The organism is Candidatus Chlorohelix sp., assembly GCF_037138995.1.
Taxonomy (GTDB): domain Bacteria; phylum Chloroflexota; class Chloroflexia; order Chloroheliales; family Chloroheliaceae; genus Chlorohelix.
Genome location: NZ_JBAXHI010000047.1, coordinates 1 through 26,302, shown reverse-complemented (window position 1 = coordinate 26,302; position 26,302 = coordinate 1). Strand labels below are relative to the sequence as shown.

The following is a 26,302-nucleotide window of genomic DNA, read 5'->3' as shown; positions in this document are numbered from 1 at the left end:
CCCTCAAATACGAACTTATCCCCACTAACTATCCTCTAATCCCAATTCTCTTGGGGGTCATAGACCGGTTGAGAGCTACCAAGAGCATCTCTAATAATCGCCACCTATATACATCTCACACCTCCCCAAATAGTGATTCCAGTCAATTACGGTGGCTATTTCCGAATAATCTTGCACTGTTTCAGGTAGGATTTCCATCATGAAATTGTCTCTGAATTCTTTTCAGTTTGAATAATAGCGGTAAAAATGAGTAGTTACTAATAGTTAAGATAAACCCTTGTTATAACTTACTTATAATAAAGACTTATAGAAATTGGTTGTAATCCCACATGTTTTTTTTGATTCTTCCCTTCCTACGTATAATCAATATGTAGGATTTTGTTTATTTTACTATAAATCAGGTTAAAGCTTTGTGGTGGGTTGTTGGTGGCGCAACGTTTTTCCTGCCGATTGTGTTGTACGTACCATTTTTGCAGGATTTATTCAGGTTTCAACTCTTGATTTTGTTGGTCTTGGTTTGTGTCTATGGCATATTCTAGTTTGACATGCTAAAGATGTTTAGGGATAGAGCAATAAGCAGAAATGACCTAATCGGGAAAATCGGTTCTAAGGATTTTAGGAAATTGAATTAACAATATGCATGAGAGGAATTATTATTATGAGATGCCCAGATTGTGAAGTTGATTTGTTATTGGCAGAACGTATCGGTGTAGAAATCAATTACTGCCCAAAATGTCGGGGAGTTTGGTTAGAAAGAGGTAAACTGGATAAGATTATTGAGAATAGTGTCCCGGCGGGTGGACAAGGGCAGCGTGCGCCACAGAATCCGGCATACCCTCCTTACCAACAGCCTCAATATGATCCGAATCAGCAATATCGTAGCCGTGACCATGATGATGACGATGACGACCGCTACGAACATGATGGCAATAATGGAAAAAAACGCAGACGTGGGGGTTTTCTAGGAGACATTTTAGATTTTTAGCAGATGAAATTTCATAGGGGGATAATTGCTCAGAATTATTCCTCTATTATTATGGTTTCGAGTAAAAAATCCGACCGATTTCGGTTGGTGGTGTCTGTCCATATTCAGTGGTTAAAATCAAAAATTTGTGCTATATGGTCGGTGTTTTTGGTGGCTGACCACCTCCCACCTGTGCCCCGTAGGGGGTATAAATGGGCTTGGATTTCGCCGCATACGGAAAGGGTTTTTTGTAAAAGTGGACACACAACAATTAACTTTAAATATTTCGACCTATCTGTATGAACGGCTAAAACGCTTGGCAGATCAGACTGGTCGTACTGTTGAGGATGCATTGCTTGAGGCGGCAACTTCTGTGGCTTCCGAGGATAGTCTAGTTCCAGAGCTAGAAGGGGAGTTGGCTCAGATGGTTTATCTCCATGAGCCGTCTCTCTGGCGGGTTGCTCAGAGCCATCTTCCTAAAAATGATGCCAGTCGGCTGGAAGAGTTGCATTTAAAAAAGCAACGAGAAGGACTTACAACTCGGGAAGTCCAGACCGCTAAAACTCTTGTACGCCGGTACGAACGCTTTATGTTAGTGAGAGCCCAAGCGGCAACCCTACTAAAGCAGCATGGTCAAGATATTTCCAAGTTGGTTCAGCCTTATTACTGTATAGAAGCGCCACCTATTTAGTGGCAGTGGAGTAGATACATTTGGGAAAACGTTGAATCCTAGTGTTGTTTCGCCCGTTGTTTTCAGGTGACAACTAGCTTTTAGAAAGGATGGCCTAAAATGCCACATATCAAGCCACATGCCACTAAAACAATGCGGATCGAGGCGCGTATTGCGGCGGAAGCGTTAGCGGTTGTACGACGTGCTGCCGAATTTCAAGGACGTAGTATAAGCGATTTTATGGTCACGGCTGAGTTAGAAGCAGCTTACAAAACGATAGAAGAAGAACATCTCATTCGCTTGTCTATGAACGATAGTCTGCGTTTTGTCGAGCAATTGCTTAATCCGCCTGAGTTATCGGCAGCTATGGAACGCGCAAAGGCTGCTCATACTCGTCTTATTCGAGAATCTTAGCAATGCCCCCATTCGTAATAGAACCGCTGTCCAATCACGATAGAGCCAATTTCTCTTGTGGGGTGGAATCGCTTGATGCTTATTTTCGTAAGCAAGTCACGCAAGATATGCGTCGTCGCGTAACATCTTGCTTTGTCGCGGTTGACGATGAAGGAAAGCGTTTGGCGGGTTACTACACCCTATCGGCAGGAGGGGTGGTTCTTACGGATTTACCGGAGGCGCAAAAAAAGCGGTTGCCCCTCTACCCGCTTGTTCCAGTTGCTCGTCTTGGGCGCTTGGTAGTGGATAAGAACTATCAAGGGCAGAAGTTAGGGGCGGCGCTCCTATGGGATGCTTTCGAGCGAGCCTCCCATGTGGAACTGCTGGCGTTTGCGCTGATTGTTGATGCTAAGGATGCTAAAGCAAAAGCCTTCTATGAGCGCTTTGGTTTTTTCTCGTTTGGAAGTACCCCTCCTCAGCTTATGCTACCGCTTAAAAAGGGTCAGTGACATTTCCGCCAACTCCAACTTTCGTAGGATTACAGCCGCGTCAGGCTTCGATATGCAAGTGATTACAGTCTATTGCAACAGGCTGGTCTTAGGATTAGATTGACATAACATTTGGGACAGTGCCTTGCTTTCACTTGCCCTGATACGCAAATGTCTCAAATTGGCGGGAACAGTAATTTCGCCTATTGCCAGTATTGTAACAGCGCGGGGGAGAGCAGGAACAGAGTTGAATCCCCCATCTTCAGCGCACATTAGCGCCTTCTTTTCGAAGCCACAATAACCTCAACTTCTCAAGTTAATTCAACCACTACTAAAATAACAAAGTTAAATATAATTAATAGCATTGCAAACTTAATGTCTTGCTGTTAAAGTAATGATATAACAAACGGCAAAATATTACAACATATCTGTAACATGTCAGAAGATTAGAACATCATTAAAATAAAAGGGTTAATTCAGGTTAAGGCATTCATTCCGAGCTAACCAACCGCTCAAAATATAACCTATGAGGTTTACTCTTGTGGGAATGTCCGAAACAATGTAACGGTAAACCAGTCAGCAAATCGTAATACTTGGGTTTCACTTGGCACATTTTGTATGCCCAGTGGGCATGCTGCTACTGAGGCACATGTGGGAGGAAAGGTTATTTTGACCGATGTAAATGTGGGATTCGCTAGATGTTCAGAAAAGGGTTTGAAAAAATACGGCGTTGGTTAAGCACAAAACCTGTCAGAAGATTCCAAAACCAAACCTGAACATCTATAAGACTTTTTGTGTAGCTATTTTATTCTATTCGATTGAACGAATTTAGGTTTATCACAGTGCCAGCATGGGAGGGATATATGCTTAAGCCAAATTCTCGTCATTTCGGGGTACTTCAAATTGCTCTACTAGTAGCAGTCTCCCTGTCTGCTTTTTTTATACTCATGTTGGCATTTGTTTTTACACTTGACACAAATAAAATCGTTCTTTCCGCCCCTATTTCGAATATCCAACCTCAAACTATACCTTTGGATAATTTGTTTAGTGCCAAAGAAAATAACAATACTTATGGAATATATGGGGTAATAAAAGGACAGACAACTAAGCTAACAGATATAAAGGTACAGAATAATAATATCCAAAGACTGTTTACTTCTCTCTCCCCAGACGGGTGGTATGTTTTGTATTATACCTTCGAGACTAATCTGGGTGGTATGGAATTAAATTTAATAGATCTAAAAAAAGGTGAAGTTCGCTCTAGTATTATAAAAGCATTACCCGGAAATGGAATCGCATTACCAGTTTGGAAAAATAATAGTAGCGGCTTTGGCTATCTTGTTACTACTTCAAGTATCAGCTACCCATTTTACAGTGGAACATTATCTAACTATGAAATCAATAGCAATGAAATCAAAACTATATTCAATGAAAATATTATAGAAATCATTGGGTTTAGTAATAATGATTCTATTATCTATTTTCTAGACTCCAATGAGTCTGGTATTTTGCACTATGCATCTCTCGACTTAACAGTAAGTAATGCTACATCTAAAATAATTTTACTAACCCAAGAGAATGGTATAACACTAAGAAATTTTAGATTAGGATCTCAGGGTAGTATTAAAACTCTAGCATATAGTGTAGCTCAAACGAATAAACCCGATACCACAGATTTTATACGCTTAGCCAATCCTGATACTGGCGCAACTCTTCAAGAATTTGAAGCTGGTGGGAATGTTTCCGCCTTAATGGTTTCTACCTACCTAGCCTACAACTTGGATAGTGTGACTGCCAAGAAAAGTCCTACCATTAATCCTCTGTCTAACAATAATGGCTTATGGATGGGTCGTATTGTAAATCCTTTTACTGCCCAAATGATAGAAAAGCAGCAAGGTACTCTTGACGAGCGATTTGAGTTATTGAATTGGAATCGTGATGGTTATTCTCTTCTAATTGGCAATACCAAAGGGGATATTAAACAGGTTGTACTATCAAACGCCGATACTATAATTTTGCACAAAGCTCCTACACCTCCAGCCTTCTCAATACCTTCTCCGATGGCAGTAGTTAAAAATTTGAGTGTTCCTTATGTTCATCAAAACCTCGATACAGCGGATGGATTTGATGGCTCATGGGCTTGTGGGCCAACTTCGGCAGTTATGACATTGGCAGCCTACGCTAAAATAACTCCTCACCCAATGCACATTAACTATAGTAACAGAGACAATGCTTGGGGCTGGTATGTTAGTAACATATACACAAATAACGGTACAACCTTTAATACAATGCAAACTGATCCTAGAGGAAGAGCTGCTTACGGGGCTTACGGTTGGTCGGTTGCACCGTATAACGGTGTCTGTTGTACAGCCTGGGCTTGGAGAATGCAAGACTACATGACAAAAAATGGGCTTTCTTCAACTTTTTCAAATTCTCCATCTTTTAGTAATGTCAGCTCTGCAATCAGTCAGGGGAAAATAGTCATTCTAAGTACCTATTTGACAAGTGGTGGTCATATTGTTGTAGTTAAAGGCTATACCGATAATGGTAGCTTAATCGTTAACGATCCTTGGGGCAACAAAAATCAGACCGGATATGGAAATTATGCTAACGGAGCAGATGTTTCTTATACATGGGCTGAGCTTAGCGCATCCTGGATGATTGTCATCGATAATCCGATTCCCGCTGCTACTCCAGAAGGAGATATTAACAGTGCTGATTGTAACAGCATTATTGGCTGGGCGTGGGACCCTAAAGCCCCTAACGTGCCCATTAACGTACATGTTTACTTCAATGGTGTCTCAGGAGTTGGTCAAGGATATGCAACTACCGCGAATATATATCGCTCTGATGTAGCTACATTAGTAAGCCATGATAATGGTCTGCACGGGTTTTCGTTTGCTGTTCCAAATGTGTATAAAGACGGTCTAACTCACGAAGTAAGAGTTTACGCCATAAATACCGACCCAAATGGTGGTAACCCTGAAATAGGTAGTTCGCCAAAAGCAATAACCTGCCAACCTAACAGTGAATTTACTGGTAACTCAGCAAACTGGCTTGCCGATGCCAATGGCTACAGTATCTACATGATACCGGGTCAGACTCAGGGCTATAGCATTACCACCAAAAACACAGGAGCAGCCATCTGGTCTGACATTGGTGTAAATCCTCCCCTCTACCGTCTGGGGGTTCATAATACCATAGCAGGCTACGGTCGCTCTTTTCTTAATGCAGGAGAACAGGTTGGGTCGGGAGGCACTAAAGATTGGCCTATAACTTTAACTGTTCCGACAAATCAGGCTGCGGGAACTTATACCGATGTATTGCAAATGGTCAATGAGACAATAACATGGTTTGGTCCTACAAAGAATCTACAGGTTACTGTATTACCTCCACTTGAGAATAACATTGCACGAGGGAAAACCATTACCGCATCGAGTATTTACAGCGCTGGTAATGAAGCAAGCAAGGTAGCTGATGCAGACCCTAATAGCCGATGGGCTTCACAAGATGGGGCAATAAATCCTACTCTTACTGTAGATTTGGGTTCCAATTACAGATTGGATAGATTAAAAATTTATTGGGCTAGGGCGTATTCGAAGAATTATACGGTACAGATTTTAGGCATGAACGGGACATGGCAAGATGTATTCGTAGTTGCGGATGGAACAAGCGGACTCAGAACCTTAACTTTTCCCGCCGGAACAACAGCAAGTAAAGTACAAATAGTAGCGCAACCGGCTGATATACCCCATGTATCAATCTGGGAACTAGAAGTATTCGGTACTAGAGAATTTGGTGTCGGGGAAGGGTCAGGTTACTCTCAAAATTATGTAGAAGCTTTTAACCGCATTGGAGGGAGTACCACCATAGGTTCAACTACAGGTGGAGTTAGTTGGTTTGGTACTAATACCGGGGTTACATGGCAACCATTTACTGGAGGAAATGCCGGGTCTGCTGGTATATTCCATCATGAAGCGGGAGGGGCGCCACCAAGCACTATCAGGGCATTCGTGGTGATGGGTGTTGTATTTTCTACCTATATGAATATGGGGGGACCTAGTTCTGCGCTAGGGCTGCCGACCAGTGATGAGTTCGTCAATGCAAGCGGAAATCCTCAGAGTAATTTCGCCAATGGTTACATTACCTGGAACGGCAGTAGTTATCAAGCTTATTACTGGCCCAATACTTTCACGGGTTGGAAAGCGCAATATTACAACAATGCTAACTTGCTGAGCGCACCGAGTTTAGTTCGGAATGAAGTTAGTGCCGGGGGAAGCACCGGGCTTGATTTTAAGTATGATTGGCCAACTTGGTATGCTCCAATGCCAACACTGGGTTTGACATTCAGCACTAACTGGTCAGCAAGTTGGGATAGGACTTACACTTTTACCAGCGGCAGATACCAGTTTATGCTTTGTGGAGATGACGGAGTGCGGCTTTATCTGTCAGGCGCAAAAGTAATAGACCAGTGGAAAGTACAAAATAAAACATGCTACTACTATAGCCAGACTTATAGCACCCAAACTGCTGTTCCGATTCGCATTGAGTATTATCAGGGCGATGGTGGCACCGCTATAGAATTTGGAGTGACTGCTCTACCACTTAGAAGCATCGCAGTGACTCCGGCTAACTCTAGTATTGTTAAGGGCACTACACAACAATTTACCGCGATTGGTACTTACTCTGACAACAGCACGGCTACCGTAACCAACAGTGTGACTTGGAGTTCCAGCGATACAAGCAAAGCCACAATAAGCGCAAGCGGTCTGGCTACCGGAGTGAACGCAGGTAGCGCCACCATAACCGCGCTGCTTAATGGTATCAGCAGTAGTACCGCGCTAACTGTGTACTCCGGTCTTACTACCACCGTTGTTTCAGGTAGCCTGATAACTTTAAGTTGGGGAGATGTCAGTGGGGAAACAGGCTACAAAATAGAGCGTAAAGTGGGCACAGGTGGACCTTACAGCCAAATTGGCACAACCGGGGCAAATGTCATTACTTTCAACGATACGAATGGCTTGTTCCCTGCCATCGTCTATTACTACCGGGTGCGTTCATACAATGCCTCTGGAAATTCCGCTTACTCTAACGAGGCATCCGCAATCACTCCGGGTACAGCCGTATCTGTAACCACTGGAGCGGAACTGTTAAATACTCTCCTTAACGTGCCATCTGGAGGGCTTACTATAAATCTGCCTTCAACCATCACCCTCACAGGACCTCTAACAATACCTTCGGGCGTATTCATCAATGGGGGAAATTGCGGTAGCGGCGCTAAAACAATGAACACCGCAGGGTACGATGTGCAAATGAGAGGTGGCGCGTTGCTGTCAAATCTGAACATAACGGGCGGGAGGCTGAAAATAACAGGTGGTGTAGGTAATAATCCAGTTACAGCCATCTGCACGGTTGTTAAAAAAGCCTAAAACAGGGGCGAGAAATCGCCCCCCTTATCCTCATATTCATTCTCTATACCGTAGGAGTAGAAGCGATGCGAAAAAATATTCTTGGTCTTTTTATCAGGCTTAGTGAGCGTTCTAGAAAGATTATTTCCCCAATCCGCGTATTGCTGCTGCTGGCATTTTTACTTCTTGCCGGCACAGGTCTTTCTAATAGCCTAAGCGCGAGTGCAACCGGGACGGTAACTCCTAGCACAACCGGGAATAAACCGACTCCTACTCCTGTAAAAAAAGCCTCTCAGAAAACTACTTCTAGCATTGGAGGTGGCGCTTGGGGATGGCAAGACTCTTTTGCCACAAAGGTGACCCGTCTTAATGGCATCAGTTGCCCCAGCGAAACTAGCTGCTATGCCGTGGGTAATGATGGCGTAGTATTGTACCCCACCAAAAATGGGGGTACTTGGTCAACTAAATCCTCTTCGTCTAATACCCTGAACGGCATTAGTTGTCCTGCTGCTAACATTTGCTATGCAGTGGGAGTTTCTGGCACAATAGAAGTTACCACCGATAGCGGAAAGACATGGGATGTTCTAACTTCTGGCATAGCATCTGACCTAAACAGCATTAGTTGTCCTGCTGCTAACATTTGCTATGCAGTGGGAGCTTCAGGCACAATAGAAGCCACCACCGATAGCGGAAAGACATGGGATGTTCTAACCTCTGGCATAGCATCTGACCTAAACAGCATCAGTTGCCCCAATTCTAACACCTGTTTTGCAGTGGGAGCTTCAGGCACAATAGTGGCTTCCAGTAACAAAGGAGTCAACTGGACAGTCCAAACTTCAGGCACACCTAACAATCTTAACAGCATCAGTTGCCCTAATGCTACCGCTTGTTTTGCTTTCGGGAGTGCTGGCACAATAGTGGCTACCAGCAATGGGACTAATATTTGGGCTATCCAAAACTCTGGCATAGCAACTGACCTGTTCGGCATCAGTTGCCCTAATGCTAACGTCTGCTTTGGGGTGGGATGGGGTGGCACAATAATGTCCACTACCAATAGTGGAGCCAATTGGAATGCGCGTACCTCTATTACTGGTAACGGACAAGGAATCAGTTGCACCAGCACCCTTGCTTGCTCTACCGCACTAAGTAATCCTGGCACAATATGGGCTACAAGCGATAGTGGAGTAAGTTGGACTGAAAAACCCACGTTCAATAATACCGGACTGAACCACATCAGTTGCCCCAGCGAAACCACCTGCTTTGCAGTGGGGTATTTTGGTACAATATTAGCCACCACCGATGGAAATACTTGGTTTCCCCAATCATCCGGTACAGAGGGTCGTCTTTGGGGAATCGAATGCCCCAGCGAAACCACCTGTATTGCTGTAGGGGATGAAGGCACTCTAGAGACTACCATTGATGGAGGAACCACATGGATTACCCGAACAGCCGACACTGCTAACAACCTGAGTGCCATTAGTTGCCCCAGCGAAACCACCTGTTTTGCCGTGGGGAATTTATATGATACGAATAGCAAGTCTTTTAAAGGCGTAATAGTTGAAACCACCAATGTTGGGGTAACTTGGACTGCCAAATACACCACGGCTTTAAACCAGCAGCTAACCGGTATCAGTTGTCCTGATGCTCTCACTTGCTTTGTCGTTAATACGAAGGGAGCCATCATAGTCACTAAAAATGGGGGTAACACTTGGGGGGTCCGAAGCTTCAATCCTTCTTATTACTTAAATGGAATAACTTGCCCCACTGTCACCACCTGCTATGCCGTGGGTAATGCTGGCGTAATATTGGCAACTACCAATGGAGGTTATACTTGGTTCGAAACCTCTGTCGGTACTTTTACTACCCCGTCCGGTAGTAGTTCTACTACCAGCTTATTAGACATCAGTTGTCGCACAGCGCTCATCTGCTATGCTGTGGGTACTACCTGGCCTAATGCTTTTGGAGTTTCCATATCAATAGTGGCTACTATCAATGGTGGGGAAACTTGGGTCACTCAGGACTCCGGCACTATTACCTATTTGGGGAGCGTCAGTTGTCCTACCGACAGCGTTTGTTTTGCTGTGGCCGCTGTGGGCGGTGCAGGTGTGGCTAAATCTTTTGTGCCATCTTCCCCCTCTTTGGTTATTACTACCCAACCCGGATCTTCTACTATCGGAGGCTTGCTTAATCCACAACCTGTAGTTAAAGCAACAAAAGCTGATGGAGTTACTACAGATACCACCTACACCGGATCTATCGCGGTGACGCTCTCTGGCGGCGCCTCCGGCGCAGTATTAGGTGGAACTAAAACGGTTAAAGCTGTGAATGGGGTAGCCACTTTCACCGACCTTTCCGTGAACCTAGCCGGGGCGGGTTATGGGCTGACTTTCACCGGCGACAATCTAATTTCAGTCAATAGTGAGCCTTTTTATGTGGCAGGTCCTGTAGTAAAACTAGCTTTCACTACTCAACCTAGAAATTCCAATGCTGGGCTGCCTTTCCCTAAACAAGTTGTGGTGCAGGCACAAGATTCCAGCGATTATCCAAATACCTCTTTTACAGGGTCTATCACGCTGACGCTCTCTGGGGGCGCTACCGACGCATACTTGAACGGCACAACCACCGTTACCGCCATCAATGGAGTAGCTAGTTTTACCGACCTCTCTATTGATAAAGTCGGTAAAGGTTACATATTGACTGCGAGCAACAGTAACCTTACATCTGCCGTCAGTTCAAGCTTTAATATAATACCGGTAGATATAGACACAGGTGGAAACATCTGGGTTCCTCAATTTACTGAACAAAATACCACCATGTACGGTATTAGTTGCCCCAGTGAAACCACCTGTTTTGCTATGGGGTGGAATTCTGGTGGTGGAATACATTTTGACACCACAATGCTGTACACTAACGATGGTGGGAATACTTGGATTACCAATTCTGTAAATGCTCCATCAATGTATGCTATCAGTTGTCCCAACGCTACTACCTGCTTTGCCGTGAGTAGTCTTGGAACAATCGTAGCTACCATTGATGGAGGAACCACATGGACTACCCGAACAGCCGACACTGCTAACAACCTGCGTGCCATTAGTTGCCCAAGCGTCACTACTTGCTATGCCGTGGGTGATAGCAGATACATGGGCAGCGATGATAGGAGAGGCACAATAGTGTCCACAACTGATGGCGGAGATACTTGGACTAGCAAATCCATCGACACAGCTATGTGGCTGCGTGACATTAGTTGCCCAAGCGCAACCACTTGCTTTGCGGCGGGACGAAGCTCTTATGATTTTTATTCTGGCGCGATAGTGTCCACCACTGATGGGGGAACCACATGGGCAACTCGAATTTCTGTTAATACCAACGATGGTCTTGCCGGCATCAGTTGCCCAAGCGCAACCACTTGCTTTGCGGCGGGTAGTATAGGATACAATGGCACAATAGTGTCCACAACTGATGGGGGAATCACATGGACTGACCAAATTTTAGATACTAATACCGGGCTGCGTGACATTAGTTGTCCCAATGTGCTTACCTGCTTCTCCGTTGGGAATGGAGGCACAATAGTGTCCACCTGGACTACCCAATACTCATATAATACTGGCGATCTTTACGGCATTAGTTGCCCATCCGTCACCGTTTGTTTTGCTACAGGGGTGGGAGGGATAGTGGCTACCAATTCTTTAACTTTTCTGTCTTTTGAAACTCAACCCGGTTCTTCTGTTGCCAGAGGTCTGCTTAACCCGCAACTTGGTTCTTCTGTTGCCGGAGGTCTGCTTAACCCGCAACCAGTAGTTAAAGTAAAAAATCCAGATGGCATTACTACTAATACTACCTATACTGGTACTCTCACGGTGACGCTCTCAGGTGGAGCCTCCGGCGCAGTATTGGGTGGAACTAAAACGGTAAAAGCTGTGAACGGGGTAGCCACTTTCACCGACCTTTCCGTGAACCTAGCCGGGACTGGCTATACCCTAACTACTTCCTCTGAATTGATCGGTGGTGGGGTGAGCAGCAGCACTTTTAATGTTGCAGCAGGCGCAACCAAACTGGCTTTCACCGTGCAACCGATAACAGCCCTTGCCGGGGCAGCTTTTGCTCAGAATCCTATAGTAACTGTACAGGATGCCAATGGTAACACTGCTACTTTCTTCTCAGGCTCTGTAACCCTCACGCTCTCAGGTGGAGCCTCCGGCGCAGTATTGGGTGGAACTAAAACGGTAAAAGCTGTGAACGGGGTAGCCACTTTCACCGACCTTTCCGTGAACCTAGCTGGAACTGGCTATATCCTAACAGCCGCTGCCACTGGTCTGACCGGGGATAGCAGCAGTGCCTTTGAGGTAGTTGCAGGATGCTCAGTACAAGCCCTCAAATTCGCGGTTAGTAGTGGCGGCACGCTCGACTTCGCGTGCGCCGCTGATACCACCATCACCCTAACGGAGGCACTGCCCAGCATTTCCAAAGACCTAACCCTGACTAATACAGGGTCGGGTAAAGTGACAATTAGTGGGGCAAGTACGTACCAGCTTTTCTCCGTCAACTCTGGCAAAAAACTATACTTAAATAACCTCACTTTTGTGGAGGGTGCAGCTTCTAAAGGCGGGGTGATTTACAATAATAACGGGACGGTAGCGATTACCAACTCCACCTTTTCCAACAACTCTGCTACCATAGACGGAGGGGCGATTTACAACAATAGCGGCACTGTGACGGTGAACAACAGCACTTTCTCCGGCAATTCAGCCACCAATGGCAAGGGCGGCGCCATTTACAATAATAACGGGACGTTAGCGGTGAGCAACAGCACCTTCTCCGGCAATTCAGCCACCACCGGAGGCGCAATTCATAACAGCAATTCGGTAACACTGAAAAACACGCTGATAAACGGTTCTAACAATTGCAGCGGAACTATTACCGATGGTGGCTACAACCTAGACAGCGGTAACACCTGCGGTTTCAATGCCGGCAGCAGCAAGACCAACACCGACCCGAAGCTTGCTACATTGGCGAATAATGGTGGTCCCACCCAGACTCTTAAATTACTGGTGGACAGTCCTGCGATTGGAGCGGGTAGTTGTAGCGTTGGCACTACCGACCAACGTGGCTTTCCACGCCTAAGCCCTTGCTCTATCGGGGCGGTGGACAATCGACCTGTTATACAGGTTAGCGCAAATAGCGAGGCTGACTTTCGCGCTTCGGTGTCTAATGCTGCGCCTGGCACGGTATTGGTTTTTAATTCTACCGGGACACTTACCCTTACTCAACCTATCGTCATCAGCAGTGATTTGATTCTTGATGGAACCGGACAGCAAATAACTCTCAACGGTGGTGTTGCAGGACAGGCTTTACAGGTAAACAATAACGGTAGTTTAACTTTGTCCAGACTGACGATAATAGGTGGTAGTTCCACTCAAGGTAGCGCTATCTACAACAATAACGGTAAAGTAACACTAGATAGCTGCACTATCCAAGGCAGCGTGTATAGCGGTGGAAGTCCAATCATTTTCAAAAACACCAATATAAAAGCAGGCAACTGATTACCAAGATTGATAATAACGGTCTAAACCCTGAATAGAGAAAGGACATGGAGGAAACGGCAAGAACCCTGTAAAGTGCAAAGCGATGTCAGAAAGAAGGAAAAAGGACTACCCTCTCAAATTGGCGGGAACAGCAGTGCGGGTGAGAGCGGGAACAGGTTCACGCGGTTGCCATCGTAGCGCACCACCTCAGCCAGCGTGTGCCTGATAGCGGGATGGGATTGGGTAATCCGGTGAACATAGGTGTGAAAAAACCAGTGGGGAGTCAATATTTACACCTAAAGCTTACTTTTCCCCAAGGGGTTTTGCCGAAACGGGCTTTGTACACCTTCAAAACGGAGGCAGCGTCTTTGCGGTAATCTTCGGCATACATGGAATTGCCTGCCATCCCGCAGAAGCGGTAGTACAGCTTGCCAAGCTCAACCTGACCTACCACCATCAGGTCTAACCACTTACCTTGCTCGGTTTCCATACAAACGCTTTCTTCGATTTCGCTAAGCTCGCCGTTGGCAAGGCGGTACAGTGTTTGGGCTGGCTCACCGTTTCGGCTTAGAGCGGCGAGGCTATATACTTCGTCATAGTCCTGCGCTTTGGCGTTCAGGGCAGCAATGGCGTTCAAGGCTTCATCCAAGCTGTAAGCGTTTTGGCTTACCAGAGTCGCCTTGTTTCCGTTCCAGTTGTATATGTAGTGTGCCATAGCTTTGTCTCCTTAGCGTGCAGATAACATTTAATCTCTTACTACTTAATTATATCCCCCAAACGCCAGTCTTGGGAACTTCAGCAAATGGTATTGACTGGAGTGAATATTCCTCCCAATAACCTAATTCCTCTATTCCAACCCAAATCTCTTATGCCATTTAGAGACATTCTAAGCCACCTAGAATGCCTCCTATATCCCATCCCACTCCTGCCTAACAACGCCCTAATAGTTAGTCAGGCGTAAACATTCACCCCAGTCAATATCTTTAGCTGGGGTTTCCAAAGCTGGTCTAGTACGCGATAGGTGCAAATTGTTGAACTTGAGAGGAGGTGCAATAATTGCTGAGAGGCACTGCTTTTATGCTGTGAAAACCCCCGCTATTAAAAGGTGAGAATATTTTGCTCTGAAAAATGGGGGTGTTTCGCCTAAAAAAGGGTTCTCCCTCACTTGACGTGAAAAAGGGTGGTTCCATTTTCATTGATAAACCGGAACAGGTTCAAACTGGTAGGATTTTTCCTTCTGCTTCACGCTAAGTGCGGAAGAGTCTATCTACCAGAACAAATGCGACTTAAAGCAGGAGTGGCAGTGGGTATTGTGGAGCAGGTACATTGGCGGGAACAGCAACCCCACCTCTTGTCAATGCCTGAGCAGTTCGGGAGAAATTGATAATAGAGCGGTAACAGAGTTGAATTCCCCATCGTCAGCGCACATTAGCGCCTTCTTTTCAAAGCCACAAGAATCTCAAACCCTCAGTTAATTTAACCATAAATAAAACGCCAAGACAGGGAAATTGCAATCTTAATGTTTCGATGTTAAAGTTATAATATAACAAACGGCAAAATATTATAACTACCTGTAACATCCAGAAGTTAGCGTATTTTTGAGATAAACTAGTTAATTCAGGTACGCAATAATTCTTGTAAACTTGTCATAAGTCATTATTCGCGGGAATTTGTCCCCTTAACGGGTGTGCAAAAATATGACGGCTTTTTACCACTAAAATTTACGCAGATCCTGATCCTTCTTAATTACTAATCTAACACCATTTAGCAATACAAATCAGCGCACGCTCTTGTCAAGGTGAAACATTGGTAACGTTGCTGGAAGATGGAATTGAAAAAGCTCTGATATCATTTCCAGTGAGAAACGCAAATAAATTAGTTGTATTAGACAATGGATCAAGAAGTGATTTCCAATCAATTGTTAATGCGTCAAAATTGCGTAAATTCTGATTTAGTCCTGCAAAACGACTCCATTCCCCAACCACTGACTGTGCGTTTTTTGATGTTGAAATCAATAATGCATTCAATACTGCTTCTATATGATTATAATTATTGTTCATATCTTCAGGTGTTATACCCAAAGCTTTCATCCATTCTGGGTAAATTTTTTCTAAATTTCCGAGACCTGCTCGTGCATCTGTTGTACCTAAATTCCCATAATTGAATTCAACACCCAATCCTTTTCCTGCTTTTAGTTCCTTGATGAACTCTGCATTCGGTTTATTTGGTTGTTGAGAAAGAGAAACAGATAACTCTGCAACGCTCAAATTTTTTCTATCCCCAATAGGATTAAACAGCGAATGAGCAGGTTTCATTTTTGCGGTTTCTGTTGCAAATTCCGAGCTGTCACCGGTTGCACCATTTGCACCAATTAATGTGGGGAGTATAACCCAATCAGCCTTATTCGTAGTTGGAGCAATTCCGACTAAAAGCACTTGGATTGATGTTTTACGTCCATCTTGTAATTCTTTTTCGATGTCAATAACCCCCAGATTAACTCCAGTAATCATGGTTGTTCGTTTCATCTCGCCATCTTCATATTTTATTGGTGTTGGAAAACTATAGATTACTCCCCCAAATGTGCCAGGTTTTCGAGTTACTCGAGAATATTGTGTATTATTGGTAATCAAAGCTACACCAGATGATTCTATCCCATCTTGTTTCATATAATAACCTGTTGTTTGTGCAATTTTTTCAATGTCCAGCGATTCAAAGTAGGTTTTCGCTTCTTGCAATTGTTTTTCGACATTCAGTGCATAATTTGACTTTTCTTGAGTCGCAGTTGCATGTCCTACCGTCTGGTTTGGCGCAAGGGTAGCAGCGGCTGTAGTAGCGCTGGCAGTGGTAGTAGCAGCAGTTGTAGCAGTCGTAGGGACAACCGCAGGTCCTACCGTCTGGTTTGGTGCAAGGGTGGCAGCGGTAGTAGTAGCAGGAACAGGCGTAGCAGTGCTATCACCGCAAGCCGATAAAAGCAGACCTGCGAACAGAAATATTGCTGCGCCAAGCCTCATACGAAGTGACTTAGCAGCAAATAAATTCTTACTCCCCAACTTAATCTCCTCCTTCGTGGATGGTTTCACATTCATCTGCTTGTTAAACATTTCATCCTATTTCACCAAATTTTGCAAGTGAGTGTACTCCCTAATCCTCTTGCTTGTCATCGGACTCGGCGACATCGAGCCAACCGTAGTCAAAGGTGAAGGTACGTGCCTTGCCAGCGGGGTTCTGGATTCGAACAATGCGGGAGCGTGATGTTCCTGCATATTCAACAACATAGAGCCAATAGGTATCCCCGTGATTCTGCGCATACTCGAACTGAGTGTGCGAAAAACCAACTGGTCGATCTCGCAGGCTTGTACTCATTGCCTTTACCTCACACCAGTGTGTCATCAGGGATTCTGCCCACTTTGCTAAGAATGGTCTAAAACTAAACATCATCGTCATTTTTTGAGCGTAAGTTTTTTAGTAGTGTTTAGTTCTAAAACAGTTTTTCCCAAGTGGCGCGAATCCCTGATAAATCTATCTGTAATCTTCAGAATAATTTGATGTGATGCAAGGAAACATTCTATTGCATCTCCAGTTAACGAACCACACTGAGAAATCATCCAACAACTGGTAGGTTTTTGAGTCTTCTTCAGTAGCTTCCAGGTCTGCCAAGGGTAAATCGAAAGATTTTTGTCAGATTAGAAACACTCACTGTGCAAATTTATGTAAGCGATAGCCCTTGCTAATACTTTCTTCTTCTTCCACCCAACTCGTGAGTTCGCTGAACAAAAAATTAGCAGCCCTGCCCTTCATCTCTCTGATTACCTGTTCGGAATAAGCGGTGGTTAGGGACAGTTTTTTCTTCGCCCTTGTCATTGCCACGTAGTAAACAAATCTCTCCTCTGCCAGCCACCGCTTCTTTTGTATCTCTTTGTAGCGAGCAAGGTTGCTCCCATCAACTCTGCCGTCTTCCCCCTGATACTTCAAGATAGCAAAGCCCCCCTCAAACTCATGCTCTAAATCCGGCTCGTAACTGAACAGGCGGGTTTCCACCCGGTATTGGCTGGGCTTTATCCCTGCTACAAACACGCTGTCAAATTCCAATCCCTTGGAGAGATGTACCGTCATCACCTGCACCACTCCCGGTTTGGGGTCTTCTGGTACAAGTAACTCTTCCTGCTCCGGCAAGCCAAATTCGATCCACAGGTTGAAATACTCCACCATGTCCTTTAAGGTGGCTGCCTCCGGTTGTGCTTTCTCAAACGCAGTTGCCAGCTTCATAAGTTTGGAGAGGTTGGCTTCCACCCGCTCCCGCTCTCCTACCGTACGACTTTCAAAGTATTGGCTATACCGTTCGCCGCTAAGTATCCATTCCACCAGTAGCGCAGGGGTGAGTTGTGCTGCTTCCCGGCGACATTCAGCGATAAAGATTTGTAACTCTCGCAGTTCTTGAGGTACTTCCGCCAACTCCTCTATCCCCGCTTCAAAATTCCACTCTCGTTCTTTGGTTACGGTTCGTGCCTTTAACGCTAGTTCATAAAGTAGCGCTTGCTCTAACTTGAAAAGGGGTGAAGGTGCCAATCGATAAAAAGCTTGTCCGTCAGAGGGATTTTCTACCAGTCTCAAGATGGCAATGAGGTCTTTCACCTCTTGCCGATCATAAAACCCTCCCGCGCCCCAAGTCACATACTCAATTCCCTCTGCCCTAAATATTTCTTCGTAGGGTCTGCTCTGAATTCTCACACTCCTGAGAAGCAGGGCAATAGTTTTATCCGGCTGCGTTTCCTTGAGTTTCTTTATTTCACTGGCAATGAAATGAGCCTCTGCTTTCAGCCCTTCTTCTTTTGAAACGCTATCCTCTGGGCAAGCCAAAGTGACACAACCTTCCGGTCCACTCTTGTTATTAGCAGTAATAGTAAGTTCTTCTGGCAGGAAAAGCTGAGAATCTGCCAATGGGAGAATTACTCTGGCAGCTATGTCCAAGATTTCTTGGTAAGAACGGTAGTTGAGATTCAGGGGAACTTGGATTGCTCCGACAAGATGCGGGTCATCGAAGTTCTCAGGGCGAGCGTTTCGCCAGCCGTAGATGGATTGTTTGCGGTCTCCCACCACCGTCACCCGGCTTAAATCCGGGGACAGTAGTTTCAGCAATTGCAACTGACCTCGGCTGGTATCCTGAAATTCATCTACCAGAATGTGATGAAAACGCTCTCGGTAGGTCTGGCAGAGGTCGGGATTATCTTTCAAGCGGTAATATGCCCGATAGACCATTTCCGGGAAGTCCAATCGCTTCATTTCTTCCAGCTTTTCCCGGTAACAGCGGTATAGTTCGGCGGTAAAGCCCATAATATCCCGTCGATAGCCTTCTTCATTGGCACTCCCGACAGGGGGAAGTTTTGCCAATAGCTCCTCCGGGGTACAGTAGGAGTCCCGCAGTCTTTCAATGGCGAGATAGGCGGCATCAAAAAGAGCGGGGTGGTCGGCAAAATCCAGATGGGGATAGCTTTCTGCCAAGTCAGGCAGTAATAGAATCTCACGAGATAGGTCTTGCCTCAGTTTCAGTCGCTCTAGTTCTGTTAAAGGGGAATTATGTTTGTTTGTCTCTGTATCCTCGTGTCCGTAGAGAATCCGAAAGCAAAAGCTGTGGAAGGTGCTAATCCATGGCTGATTTAGGGTAAGCTTATTTTGCTGATAGAGTTGGCTGGCTCTTTCCACCATTTCCTCGGCGGCTTTTGTAGTAAAGGTCAGCGCCAGCACCCGGTCTGCTGGAAGTGAATTTCCCAGTGTCAGAGCAAGAAAACGCGCCACCAAGGTTTTGGTTTTCCCGGTGCCGGGTCCTGCCACGATCCGAAGCGACATTTCAGCAGCTCTGGTTACTGCAATCCGCTGATTTTCGTTTAATTCCTCTATTATGCTGCTCATTCTTCCTCTCCCTCCTCTTCTCCTGCTCCCTCGCAAGCAAAGGTGTAGGGGCACATTTGGCACTCCCGTCCGGTAGAAGGGTGGGCAGGGAAGTTCTGGTTCGCCTCAGCCATTTCCTCAAGTACCTGAAGGAGAGCGGGGAGTATTTCTTCCATTTCCTCCTGATATAGGTATTTGCGGTTACCCTTTAGCCGCTCTTCAGGAGTTGGCGCGCCCGGTCTTATTTCAATCAGGGTAAGGCGAGGACCTTTGGAATGCTTGAGTTGGTAATGCCCGATATAGCGGGGAGGCGTGCCGATTACCGCACTCCAATAGAAGTAGTAGAGGGGCAATTGGTAGTCGGTGGGCTGCCATGTGGACTTTTGCGCTAGGTTAATAAAGTCCTTGATAAGGGCATTCTGAGCTTTTTCCCCGCTGCCGGTTTTGTAATCTATTATGGCAACTTCCCCACTTCCAAAGTAATCCACCCGGTCTATCCGACCTGAAATTGGGAAGCGACCTAGAAGAAAGCCCTGTTCAAAGGAGATTTCGCTGGTGGTGCGAATGGGAATATCTGCCCCGATACGTTGGAACTCAACCTGAGTATAGCGCTTGAGAAGGCGTTGCGCCTTTTGGCGGTAGGCTTTTTGAACTGCCGGGTAAATAAACCTCTTGCCTGCTTCTTGCCAGACTTCCTCTAGGATTAGTTGGCTCTGGGCATTCGCCTCTTCGTAAACGGGGCGAATGGGTTGTGCGCCTGCCCAGTTGTGTAGAATTTCGAGCGAATCGTGAATGATTGTGCCAAATGAGGCAGTGGTGGAATAGGGCTGCGTCAGTCGTAGAAGGGTGGAATAGTAAAACTTGCGGGGGCAGCGCAAATACTGGTTTATGGCAGACGCGCTAAAACGATAGCCTGCTACCTCCGTTAAAACTATTGCTTTCATGCTTTCACCCCTTCCTGATTTGTACCAAGATTCCACTTGGTAGGGTCAAAACCGGATAGAAGGGGGGAAGTGGTCTGGGCGGGAATCAGTATGAGTAAGGTGCGCATGGCACGTGTCATTGCTACGTACATGGTGCGCCGTTCTACCGACAGGTATTCGGCTTTTTCATCTTCCTTTATATTGGGAGGTTGATAAGGGTAGGAGGCATCCTGAAAGCCCGCTAAGGCTACCACCGGAAACTCCAGCCCTTTTGAGGATTTAAGGGTGATTACTTTTACTTCCCTTCTGGAGAGGTTCAATTCTTTACCGGGCATAAAGGTGGCTTCCACCCCTAGTTGGCGCAGACGGGCTGCCACAGACCTACCCGCATTTTCGGTGGGGCACAATACCGCGCATGCACCGAGGCTCATGCGTGCTTCTCTGGCAGCCTTTGGCAGAAATAGTGCCAGTAGTTGCGCTTCTTCTTCGGTATCCTCAACCGATCTCGTGCCGGGGGGTAATCCTGTATTGATATATTCCCGTGGGGTTTCTTCGGTTTCAAGGCTACCGTTGGAAAGGTAGGAATGTGCTGCCTCCCCTATTTCACGGGTAGAGCGGTAATTGGTGCGTAATACTCCGGTGCGTCCCTGAAAGCGGAGGTCGGCATGTACATCTTGCCAACTGAACCCGCTTCCGTAGATGGATTGGTTGGCATCGGCGGTAACGAAGAAACGATTGGGGCTTTTACAAACAGATACCAGTATGCGTAGGACACTTGGCGCCAAATCTTGAGCCTCATCTACCACCACCGCGTCATAAGTTTCGCGAGCAGAAGAAGTAATCAGTATTTTTTGAGCATCGCTACGGGCGTGGGAGAAGGTGGTAGTTTGTGCCTCTTTCAGCAGTTCCAGCAGGGACAGATGTACCTGCCAAACTCCTTTGCGGTGGTTGACGTTGAGCGACATCCTTCTGCCGGGACGGGCTGCTTTCAGGTATTCTTCCAGAGTTTCAAGTTGCCTGCCTACGATAACTGTGCAGATTTCCTCTAAAAGGTAGCTCTCGCTCATGCGATCTATCGCCAGTTCCTGCGAGGTTCTTTGAATAGCGTTGCCCTCAAAGCAGCTTTTCGCCCGCACTTTTGCTCTCCGCAGCAGTGCTTTTAACTCATCATCTGCGACAGGGTGGTTCTGTTTACCCGCTTTTTGCAAAATTGACCAGACTAGGTTATCAGCGGTTTGCACCTCTACCAGCCGAGCATCATCGCCGAGCAGTTGTTCCAGAAGTTGGCAAGAGGAGGTTACAAGGGCATTGGTGTAAGTGGTAAATAGAATACGGGGAGCGGTTACGCCCTGAGATTTAAGTACCTTTAGCAGGGAGCGGATGCGGTAGAGCGCAATGGTGCTCTTTCCGGTGCCGGGACCGCCTTTTACCAGAGTAGGTCCTGAAGCCTCCATCGCCCAGTTTACATACTTTTCTTGGTCATGGCTGAGTTTGAGAAGGAAGGAGACCAGTTCCCCCTCTTTAAAGCGCAGCAAGTCTTCAACTTCTCCCAACAGGTAATCTGGCTGTTGGGTTACCTGCACGAGGGGGCGTTCGAACATGTACTCGTCGAGCTTAAGAAGGTATTCGTCTGGAATGCCAGGGCAATCATACAGCGCATCGCGAGTGGTAAGCTGCACCAAACGGGCATGACATTCGTGGGGAATCATCAGCTTATTCAGGAGTTCTGGGGTAATGGCTTCTGGTAGTTTGGTCTTTTCCGGCTCGTGAGTTGCGAAGAACTTCTCCCAATCCGGCTGGGTTTTGGAGGGGCTTCCCCCCAACTCTACGTCCAAACCACCGAGAAATTCCACATCATACTCTTCGTCGTAGGTGTCTTCGGCACGCTTTTTGAGGGCGAGAAGGCTCACGTATTTCTCGTCAAAGGTGTAGAAGATGCGGTAATCTCCGCTCCTGATTCGATATAATTTGCCATCGAGGTATTTAAGTTGTTTTTTAACTTTGGCATCGGGATGAGGGTCTTGTTCTAGGAGCTTGATTTTTTCCAGCACCTGATGCAATTCTTTAGGCGGAAGTTTCAGCCAATCGGTGGTAAAGCTCGGTTTCATGGTTGTGAGCCAATTTGTGACCATGAATGGTTCTCCGGTTAAAGCTTGAACTTTTAGTTCCAATGAGCTTTCATGTTAATTAGATTCATTTCGCTCTTACAGCTAATTCAGAAAAGCAATAATGAATAGGGCTTTGCAACAAGCCAATTCTCCGTAGCGACTCTTTCTGTCCGACTCGTGTTCCTGACCGAAAGTCGGGTTGGTCATTTGGCATCGCTAATAGCCCTCAAATTTAACTGATTCCGATAATAAGCAGGAGGGCTTACCGCCCGAAATTTCCCCTTTGTGTACTAAACCCCATTGCTTCTGGCTACGGATATATTCTACCGGGCAGACTGACCCATCATCGCAGCAATGTTTTGATGCCTCATATTGATTAGGAATTTATATCGTCATCTTCTAGTTCCTCATCATAATTGTCAGTATTTTGGTTAGAAGCTTCTTGAAGCAGAGGTTTACCCATTGCTTCCTGAATTATGGCTAATAAAGCGGTTTCTCTGGACTTGAAGAAAGCCAAGAAGTCATCAACCCTTAAACTGTGAGTATCTATGAGATGGCTTGCTAGATATCCATCCATTTGCTGACTTGTAATCTGCGATTTTGCTTCAACTCTGGGCAGGTATTGGCTTGGAGCATTCCCGCTAATTACTCGGTTCGTTTTGGCCGAGATAGGCGTTTTATTGATGATGCTATCATAAGTATTTGCCGTAATCTGGTTTAATTTGCACCAAGCTTTGGGGAAAATATGATGAATATCTATTTTATCATCAGAATAAATCTGGTCATCAATAATGGTACCTGTGAAAAAATCCACTGCGCCTTTTTTTAATAATAGGTTATGCACTCCCTTATACGCCGCACTCGTGCGAGTTCGTAAAGATTGCAAGCGGGAGGGGGTAAAGCTTGCGACTGTTATGGTAGTTGGTTCTGGTCCATTATCTTTGATCCAAGCTACTACTTCCGCTACATCACGAGCAAATCGGCTTTCTACAGCACTTCCATATAATTCACCCAGCACCCCACACCAATACCACTTTTTAATTTTATCCTTTACACCAGCCTTCACAGTTAAATCACCCAAGTCAGCCATTATCGCAGCTAGAGGGGTAAGTTGAGTTCGATAAGGTATGTCGCGAAAGGAAAAGATTTTTTCCTCTCGTAGTAATTTGGCGGCTTTAATAAATCCTTCGGTAACGCTATCAGCAAAGGCAATATATTCCGTTACGTCTATTTCAAGAATGTCTTTTTGTTTACAGCTAATTGCGGGTAATTTGTCAGCAGGAGTCTGGTTTTTGCTGGCATCTTCTCTGCGTTTTTTGGTAGCTAATAATGTAATGGCCTGTAAAAGGCTGGTGTTTTCAACTTCGCTTAGAGCGGTGTATGCTTTTAGTTTTGCACTTCGCCCTTGGGTTTTTGGTTGCCCATCCTTACCATCATGCCCATACCAATCTTCACGTAGATTGAAATCATCAGCAGCAAAAGTGGCGGTCATCAACTCAAAAGCGTTAAGTGATACTCCACCCGTATTCACCTTTTCAAAGACCTGGCATACCGCTTCCTTGGGGGTGTTTTTTTGGAGAAGAATTAATGGTAATGAATATTGCAGCATTTTTTGCAGAAAGTTTTGGAAAAACTCGTTCCAACGCGTGAACCGTTGCTGCAGTTGATCTGGTATTATCTGAACATACTTACTTTGCCACTCGTTCCATTTAGGGACATCAAAAACAATAGAGAACGGGAATAGACCGGTCTCACACTCCTTTTCCAGTGTCGAATAATCTGCAACGACCTCTCCTCTAAAATTCTTCTGTTTGCGATCTTCAGATAAACCAATAATGGCATCAATTCGGTCAATATTAGTATCTAACGCTTTTTCAATATCTAGATAGTACCAACGTTTTATGTTAGATTTTTGGGTATCCCGTGTATTAACGGGCTTACCACTCATTATAGACTGATACAATGAAGTCAGGCGCTGCTGTCCGTCCAGAACAAGTTGACTTGGTTCTGGGGTGGTGGTGCCGTTGAATACTACACCTTCAACCGGACGAGGTTTAAAACGAACGTGGGGGTTTCCTGTTTCCAGCATCATTACTGCGCCAATTGGGTAAGCCATAGATACACTTGCAAGAAGATCTCGCACATGAACATCATCCCAAACCCAACCTCTTTGGAAATCCGGTAATTGTATATCCCCTTTTTCGATCGATTGTAAAATACCCTGTAGGCTAGCCTTATCGCTGGTAAAAAACATAGTGATATTTCCTTAGTGTAAATTGAATATAAAACTCACGGACTTCTCACATATTTACTCACCGGTGGTTATGCAAAAACCGCCCCTATCCTGCTTAATCGTTGAAACATGTATTATTTCTGGGGGAAGTATTTTCCCAGTAAACCTTCAACCTGAGTTCCCATGCCACGTAATAAATCTTCAACCTGCTTAAGTGCAAGCGGTGAAGGTTTGGTATGACCCTTTTCCCAGCGATTTATAGTTGGAAAAGTGACTCCGAGCTTTGCGGCAAATTTTTCCTGAGTAAGACCTGTTCTCTGTCTGAATTCCTTGATAAGTTCACTGAACTCCGTAATAACCATAATAGGTGCCTCGGTTAATATCACTAAACCCAAAGCGTATTTTGAGAATGCCGCTTGTATAAAACTCTTTATAAAGAATATTATAAAGTAGCAACATTACATTAAAGATTAATATGGCTAGAATAAACAGATTCTTGTCATAAATGGTCTGCTATAGAAGGTAGCCTATACTCCAAATAATCGAAAAACAAAATGTTAATTAAGCCCGTACTCCAAAACTACACTTGCTCTTTGGTTTTGAGGTAAGCTATAACAATTCTATAAGATTGGCATCAAATTGTGGTTTATCCCAGATTGACTCCTTTTACAGCATAGTGGCTAGTACACTGTCTAAGAAGTGAAACCAAGGTTCTATGCTTTGGTTAGCAATAGAAGCACTATGACTCCGGGTGTATTGAATAGGTGTCATAGTTACACCTTGAAGGCTAGTTTCTTTTCACAGCAGCTTCCATATTGGCTTTGCGCCCTCTTGACGGTCAATCCTGAACAGGTTTTGGCTGGCGTAGAGCGTTTTGTTCACATCGCTTTTGGTAGCGGCAGGCAAACCGCGCTCGGCTACCTTCTGACGGATGATTGCGGAATCTCCTTCGCCTAGAACTTCCAGCGCAGCGCGAATGGCTTCCACCAACCCTTCGAGGCGTGCGGGGGCAGGTGCAACGGCAGGCTTTGGAGTTGGGCTTGGGTTGCTGGTTCTACCGCCATTTTCCAGTCGACTTACCTTTTCTTCCAACGCGCGTACCCGTTCTCGTAGTTCTTCAACTATTGCTCTCAGTTCAAAGTCGAATAAATCGCTTACCATCGCCAATCCCTCTCTTATCTTTCTATGGTTGCGCTGTTACTTTCGATAGTTGCCGTCAATGCCCCTCCACCAGCGCGATTTCCTCATCCGTCAGACCGTAGATTTCGTACACGATGCGGTCTATTTCTTGCTGCCAGCCTGCTGCTTCCGGTATATTCGAGCCATAGGTTAAAAAATTATTAACCAATTTTTCAACGTGAATGCGCTTGAGACTTATGGGGTCTACAATTGGAATTTTACTAACGTCCGAAGTATAGAGCATTAACCTGCCTCTATTCTCAGGATTACCTAAAGTAGAACATACATTCTTTAAATAAAACCAAATTAATTTACTGTTTAAGATCCCAAGTAAATATAAATCAGTAGTTGGTATCATAAATGCTAAATCATTTATATAAGCACCTGACATATCATAAAAAAACCTACTGGTCATTGCTATTTTCGGATAAATTATTTTTGGCTTTTCAAATTCGTTATAATATGCACAAGCCCTTAGAGTAATTCTGAAAACTAGGTCAAGGCGAAAGTTTACAAAGCCTTTTGAAA

17 protein-coding genes are annotated in these 26,302 nt (G+C 45.3%); 6 read left to right on the top strand and 11 right to left on the bottom strand.

Going from position 1 to position 26,302, the window contains the following annotated elements; all coding sequences use genetic code 11:
* Positions 1–658 precede the first annotated feature (658 nt).
* The 4 genes from WCK19_RS16060 to WCK19_RS16045 all read left to right on the top strand — a co-directional run bounded on the left by WCK19_RS16060 (position 659) and on the right by WCK19_RS16045 (position 2,536).
* Positions 659–985: a zf-TFIIB domain-containing protein gene (locus tag WCK19_RS16060; protein WP_342398413.1), complete on the top strand. Its 327-nt coding sequence runs from the start codon at positions 659–661 to the stop codon at positions 983–985.
* Between the two features lie 295 nt (positions 986–1,280).
* Positions 1,281–1,655, top strand: coding sequence for a hypothetical protein (locus WCK19_RS16055; protein WP_342398412.1), 375 nt, complete (start codon positions 1,281–1,283; stop codon positions 1,653–1,655).
* A gap of 99 nt (positions 1,656–1,754) precedes the next feature.
* On the top strand, positions 1,755–2,048 hold the full coding sequence (locus WCK19_RS16050; protein WP_342398411.1) for a DUF1778 domain-containing protein: 294 nt from the start codon (positions 1,755–1,757) through the stop codon (positions 2,046–2,048).
* 2 nt (positions 2,049–2,050) lie between these two features.
* Positions 2,051–2,536 carry a GNAT family N-acetyltransferase gene (locus WCK19_RS16045; protein WP_342398410.1) on the top strand — a complete coding sequence of 162 codons (486 nt, stop codon included), beginning with the start codon at positions 2,051–2,053 and terminating at the stop codon, positions 2,534–2,536.
* Positions 2,537–2,605: 69 nt separating this feature from the next.
* On the opposite strand, the gene WCK19_RS16040 is transcribed toward WCK19_RS16045, so the two are convergent.
* Positions 2,606–2,788, bottom strand: coding sequence for a hypothetical protein (locus tag WCK19_RS16040; protein WP_342398409.1), 183 nt, complete (start codon positions 2,786–2,788; stop codon positions 2,606–2,608).
* Between the two features lie 590 nt (positions 2,789–3,378).
* On the opposite strand from WCK19_RS16040, the gene WCK19_RS16035 reads away from it, so the two are divergent.
* Together WCK19_RS16035 and WCK19_RS16030 are read left to right on the top strand one after the other, a co-directional pair.
* Positions 3,379–7,944, top strand: coding sequence for a C39 family peptidase (locus tag WCK19_RS16035; protein WP_342398408.1), 4,566 nt, complete (start codon positions 3,379–3,381; stop codon positions 7,942–7,944).
* A gap of 65 nt (positions 7,945–8,009) precedes the next feature.
* Positions 8,010–13,463 carry a choice-of-anchor Q domain-containing protein gene (locus WCK19_RS16030; RefSeq protein WP_342398407.1) on the top strand — a complete coding sequence of 1,818 codons (5,454 nt, stop codon included), beginning with the start codon at positions 8,010–8,012 and terminating at the stop codon, positions 13,461–13,463.
* 116 nt (positions 13,464–13,579) lie between these two features.
* On the opposite strand, the gene WCK19_RS16025 is transcribed toward WCK19_RS16030, so the two are convergent.
* The 10 genes from WCK19_RS16025 to WCK19_RS15980 form a co-directional block, all read right to left on the bottom strand.
* Positions 13,580–13,732, bottom strand: a complete 153-nt coding sequence (locus WCK19_RS16025) for a hypothetical protein (protein ID WP_342398406.1) — start codon at positions 13,730–13,732, stop codon at positions 13,580–13,582.
* Entirely contained in the window at positions 13,729–14,160 is a 432-nt protein-coding gene (locus WCK19_RS16020) for a hypothetical protein (protein WP_342398405.1), read from the bottom strand. Before WCK19_RS16020 ends, WCK19_RS16025 begins: the two co-directional genes overlap by 4 nt.
* Positions 14,161–15,238: 1,078 nt before the next feature.
* Positions 15,239–16,546: a hypothetical protein gene (locus WCK19_RS16015; RefSeq protein WP_342398404.1), complete on the bottom strand. Its 1,308-nt coding sequence runs from the start codon at positions 16,544–16,546 to the stop codon at positions 15,239–15,241.
* 592 nt (positions 16,547–17,138) lie between these two features.
* Positions 17,139–19,352, bottom strand: a complete 2,214-nt coding sequence (locus WCK19_RS16010; RefSeq protein WP_342398403.1) for an ATP-dependent helicase — start codon at positions 19,350–19,352, stop codon at positions 17,139–17,141.
* Positions 19,349–20,275 (bottom strand): PD-(D/E)XK nuclease family protein, encoded by a 927-nt coding sequence (locus WCK19_RS16005; RefSeq protein ID WP_342398402.1) that lies wholly within the window; start codon positions 20,273–20,275, stop codon positions 19,349–19,351. The genes WCK19_RS16010 and WCK19_RS16005 overlap by 4 nt, the downstream gene beginning before the upstream one ends.
* Positions 20,272–22,425, bottom strand: coding sequence for a 3'-5' exonuclease (locus tag WCK19_RS16000; RefSeq protein WP_342398401.1), 2,154 nt, complete (start codon positions 22,423–22,425; stop codon positions 20,272–20,274). The genes WCK19_RS16005 and WCK19_RS16000 overlap by 4 nt, the downstream gene beginning before the upstream one ends.
* Positions 22,426–22,738: 313 nt before the next feature.
* Positions 22,739–24,616: a DUF262 domain-containing protein gene (locus tag WCK19_RS15995; protein WP_342398400.1), complete on the bottom strand. Its 1,878-nt coding sequence runs from the start codon at positions 24,614–24,616 to the stop codon at positions 22,739–22,741.
* A 113-nt stretch (positions 24,617–24,729) separates the two neighbouring features.
* Positions 24,730–24,957, bottom strand: a complete 228-nt coding sequence (locus WCK19_RS15990) for a helix-turn-helix transcriptional regulator (RefSeq protein ID WP_342398399.1) — start codon at positions 24,955–24,957, stop codon at positions 24,730–24,732.
* Positions 24,958–25,393: 436 nt separating this feature from the next.
* Positions 25,394–25,756 carry a hypothetical protein gene (locus tag WCK19_RS15985; protein ID WP_342398398.1) on the bottom strand — a complete coding sequence of 121 codons (363 nt, stop codon included), beginning with the start codon at positions 25,754–25,756 and terminating at the stop codon, positions 25,394–25,396.
* 55 nt (positions 25,757–25,811) lie between these two features.
* Positions 25,812–26,302 (bottom strand): TaqI-like C-terminal specificity domain-containing protein (locus tag WCK19_RS15980; protein WP_342398397.1); only part of this gene is annotated, 491 nt, incomplete at its 5' end.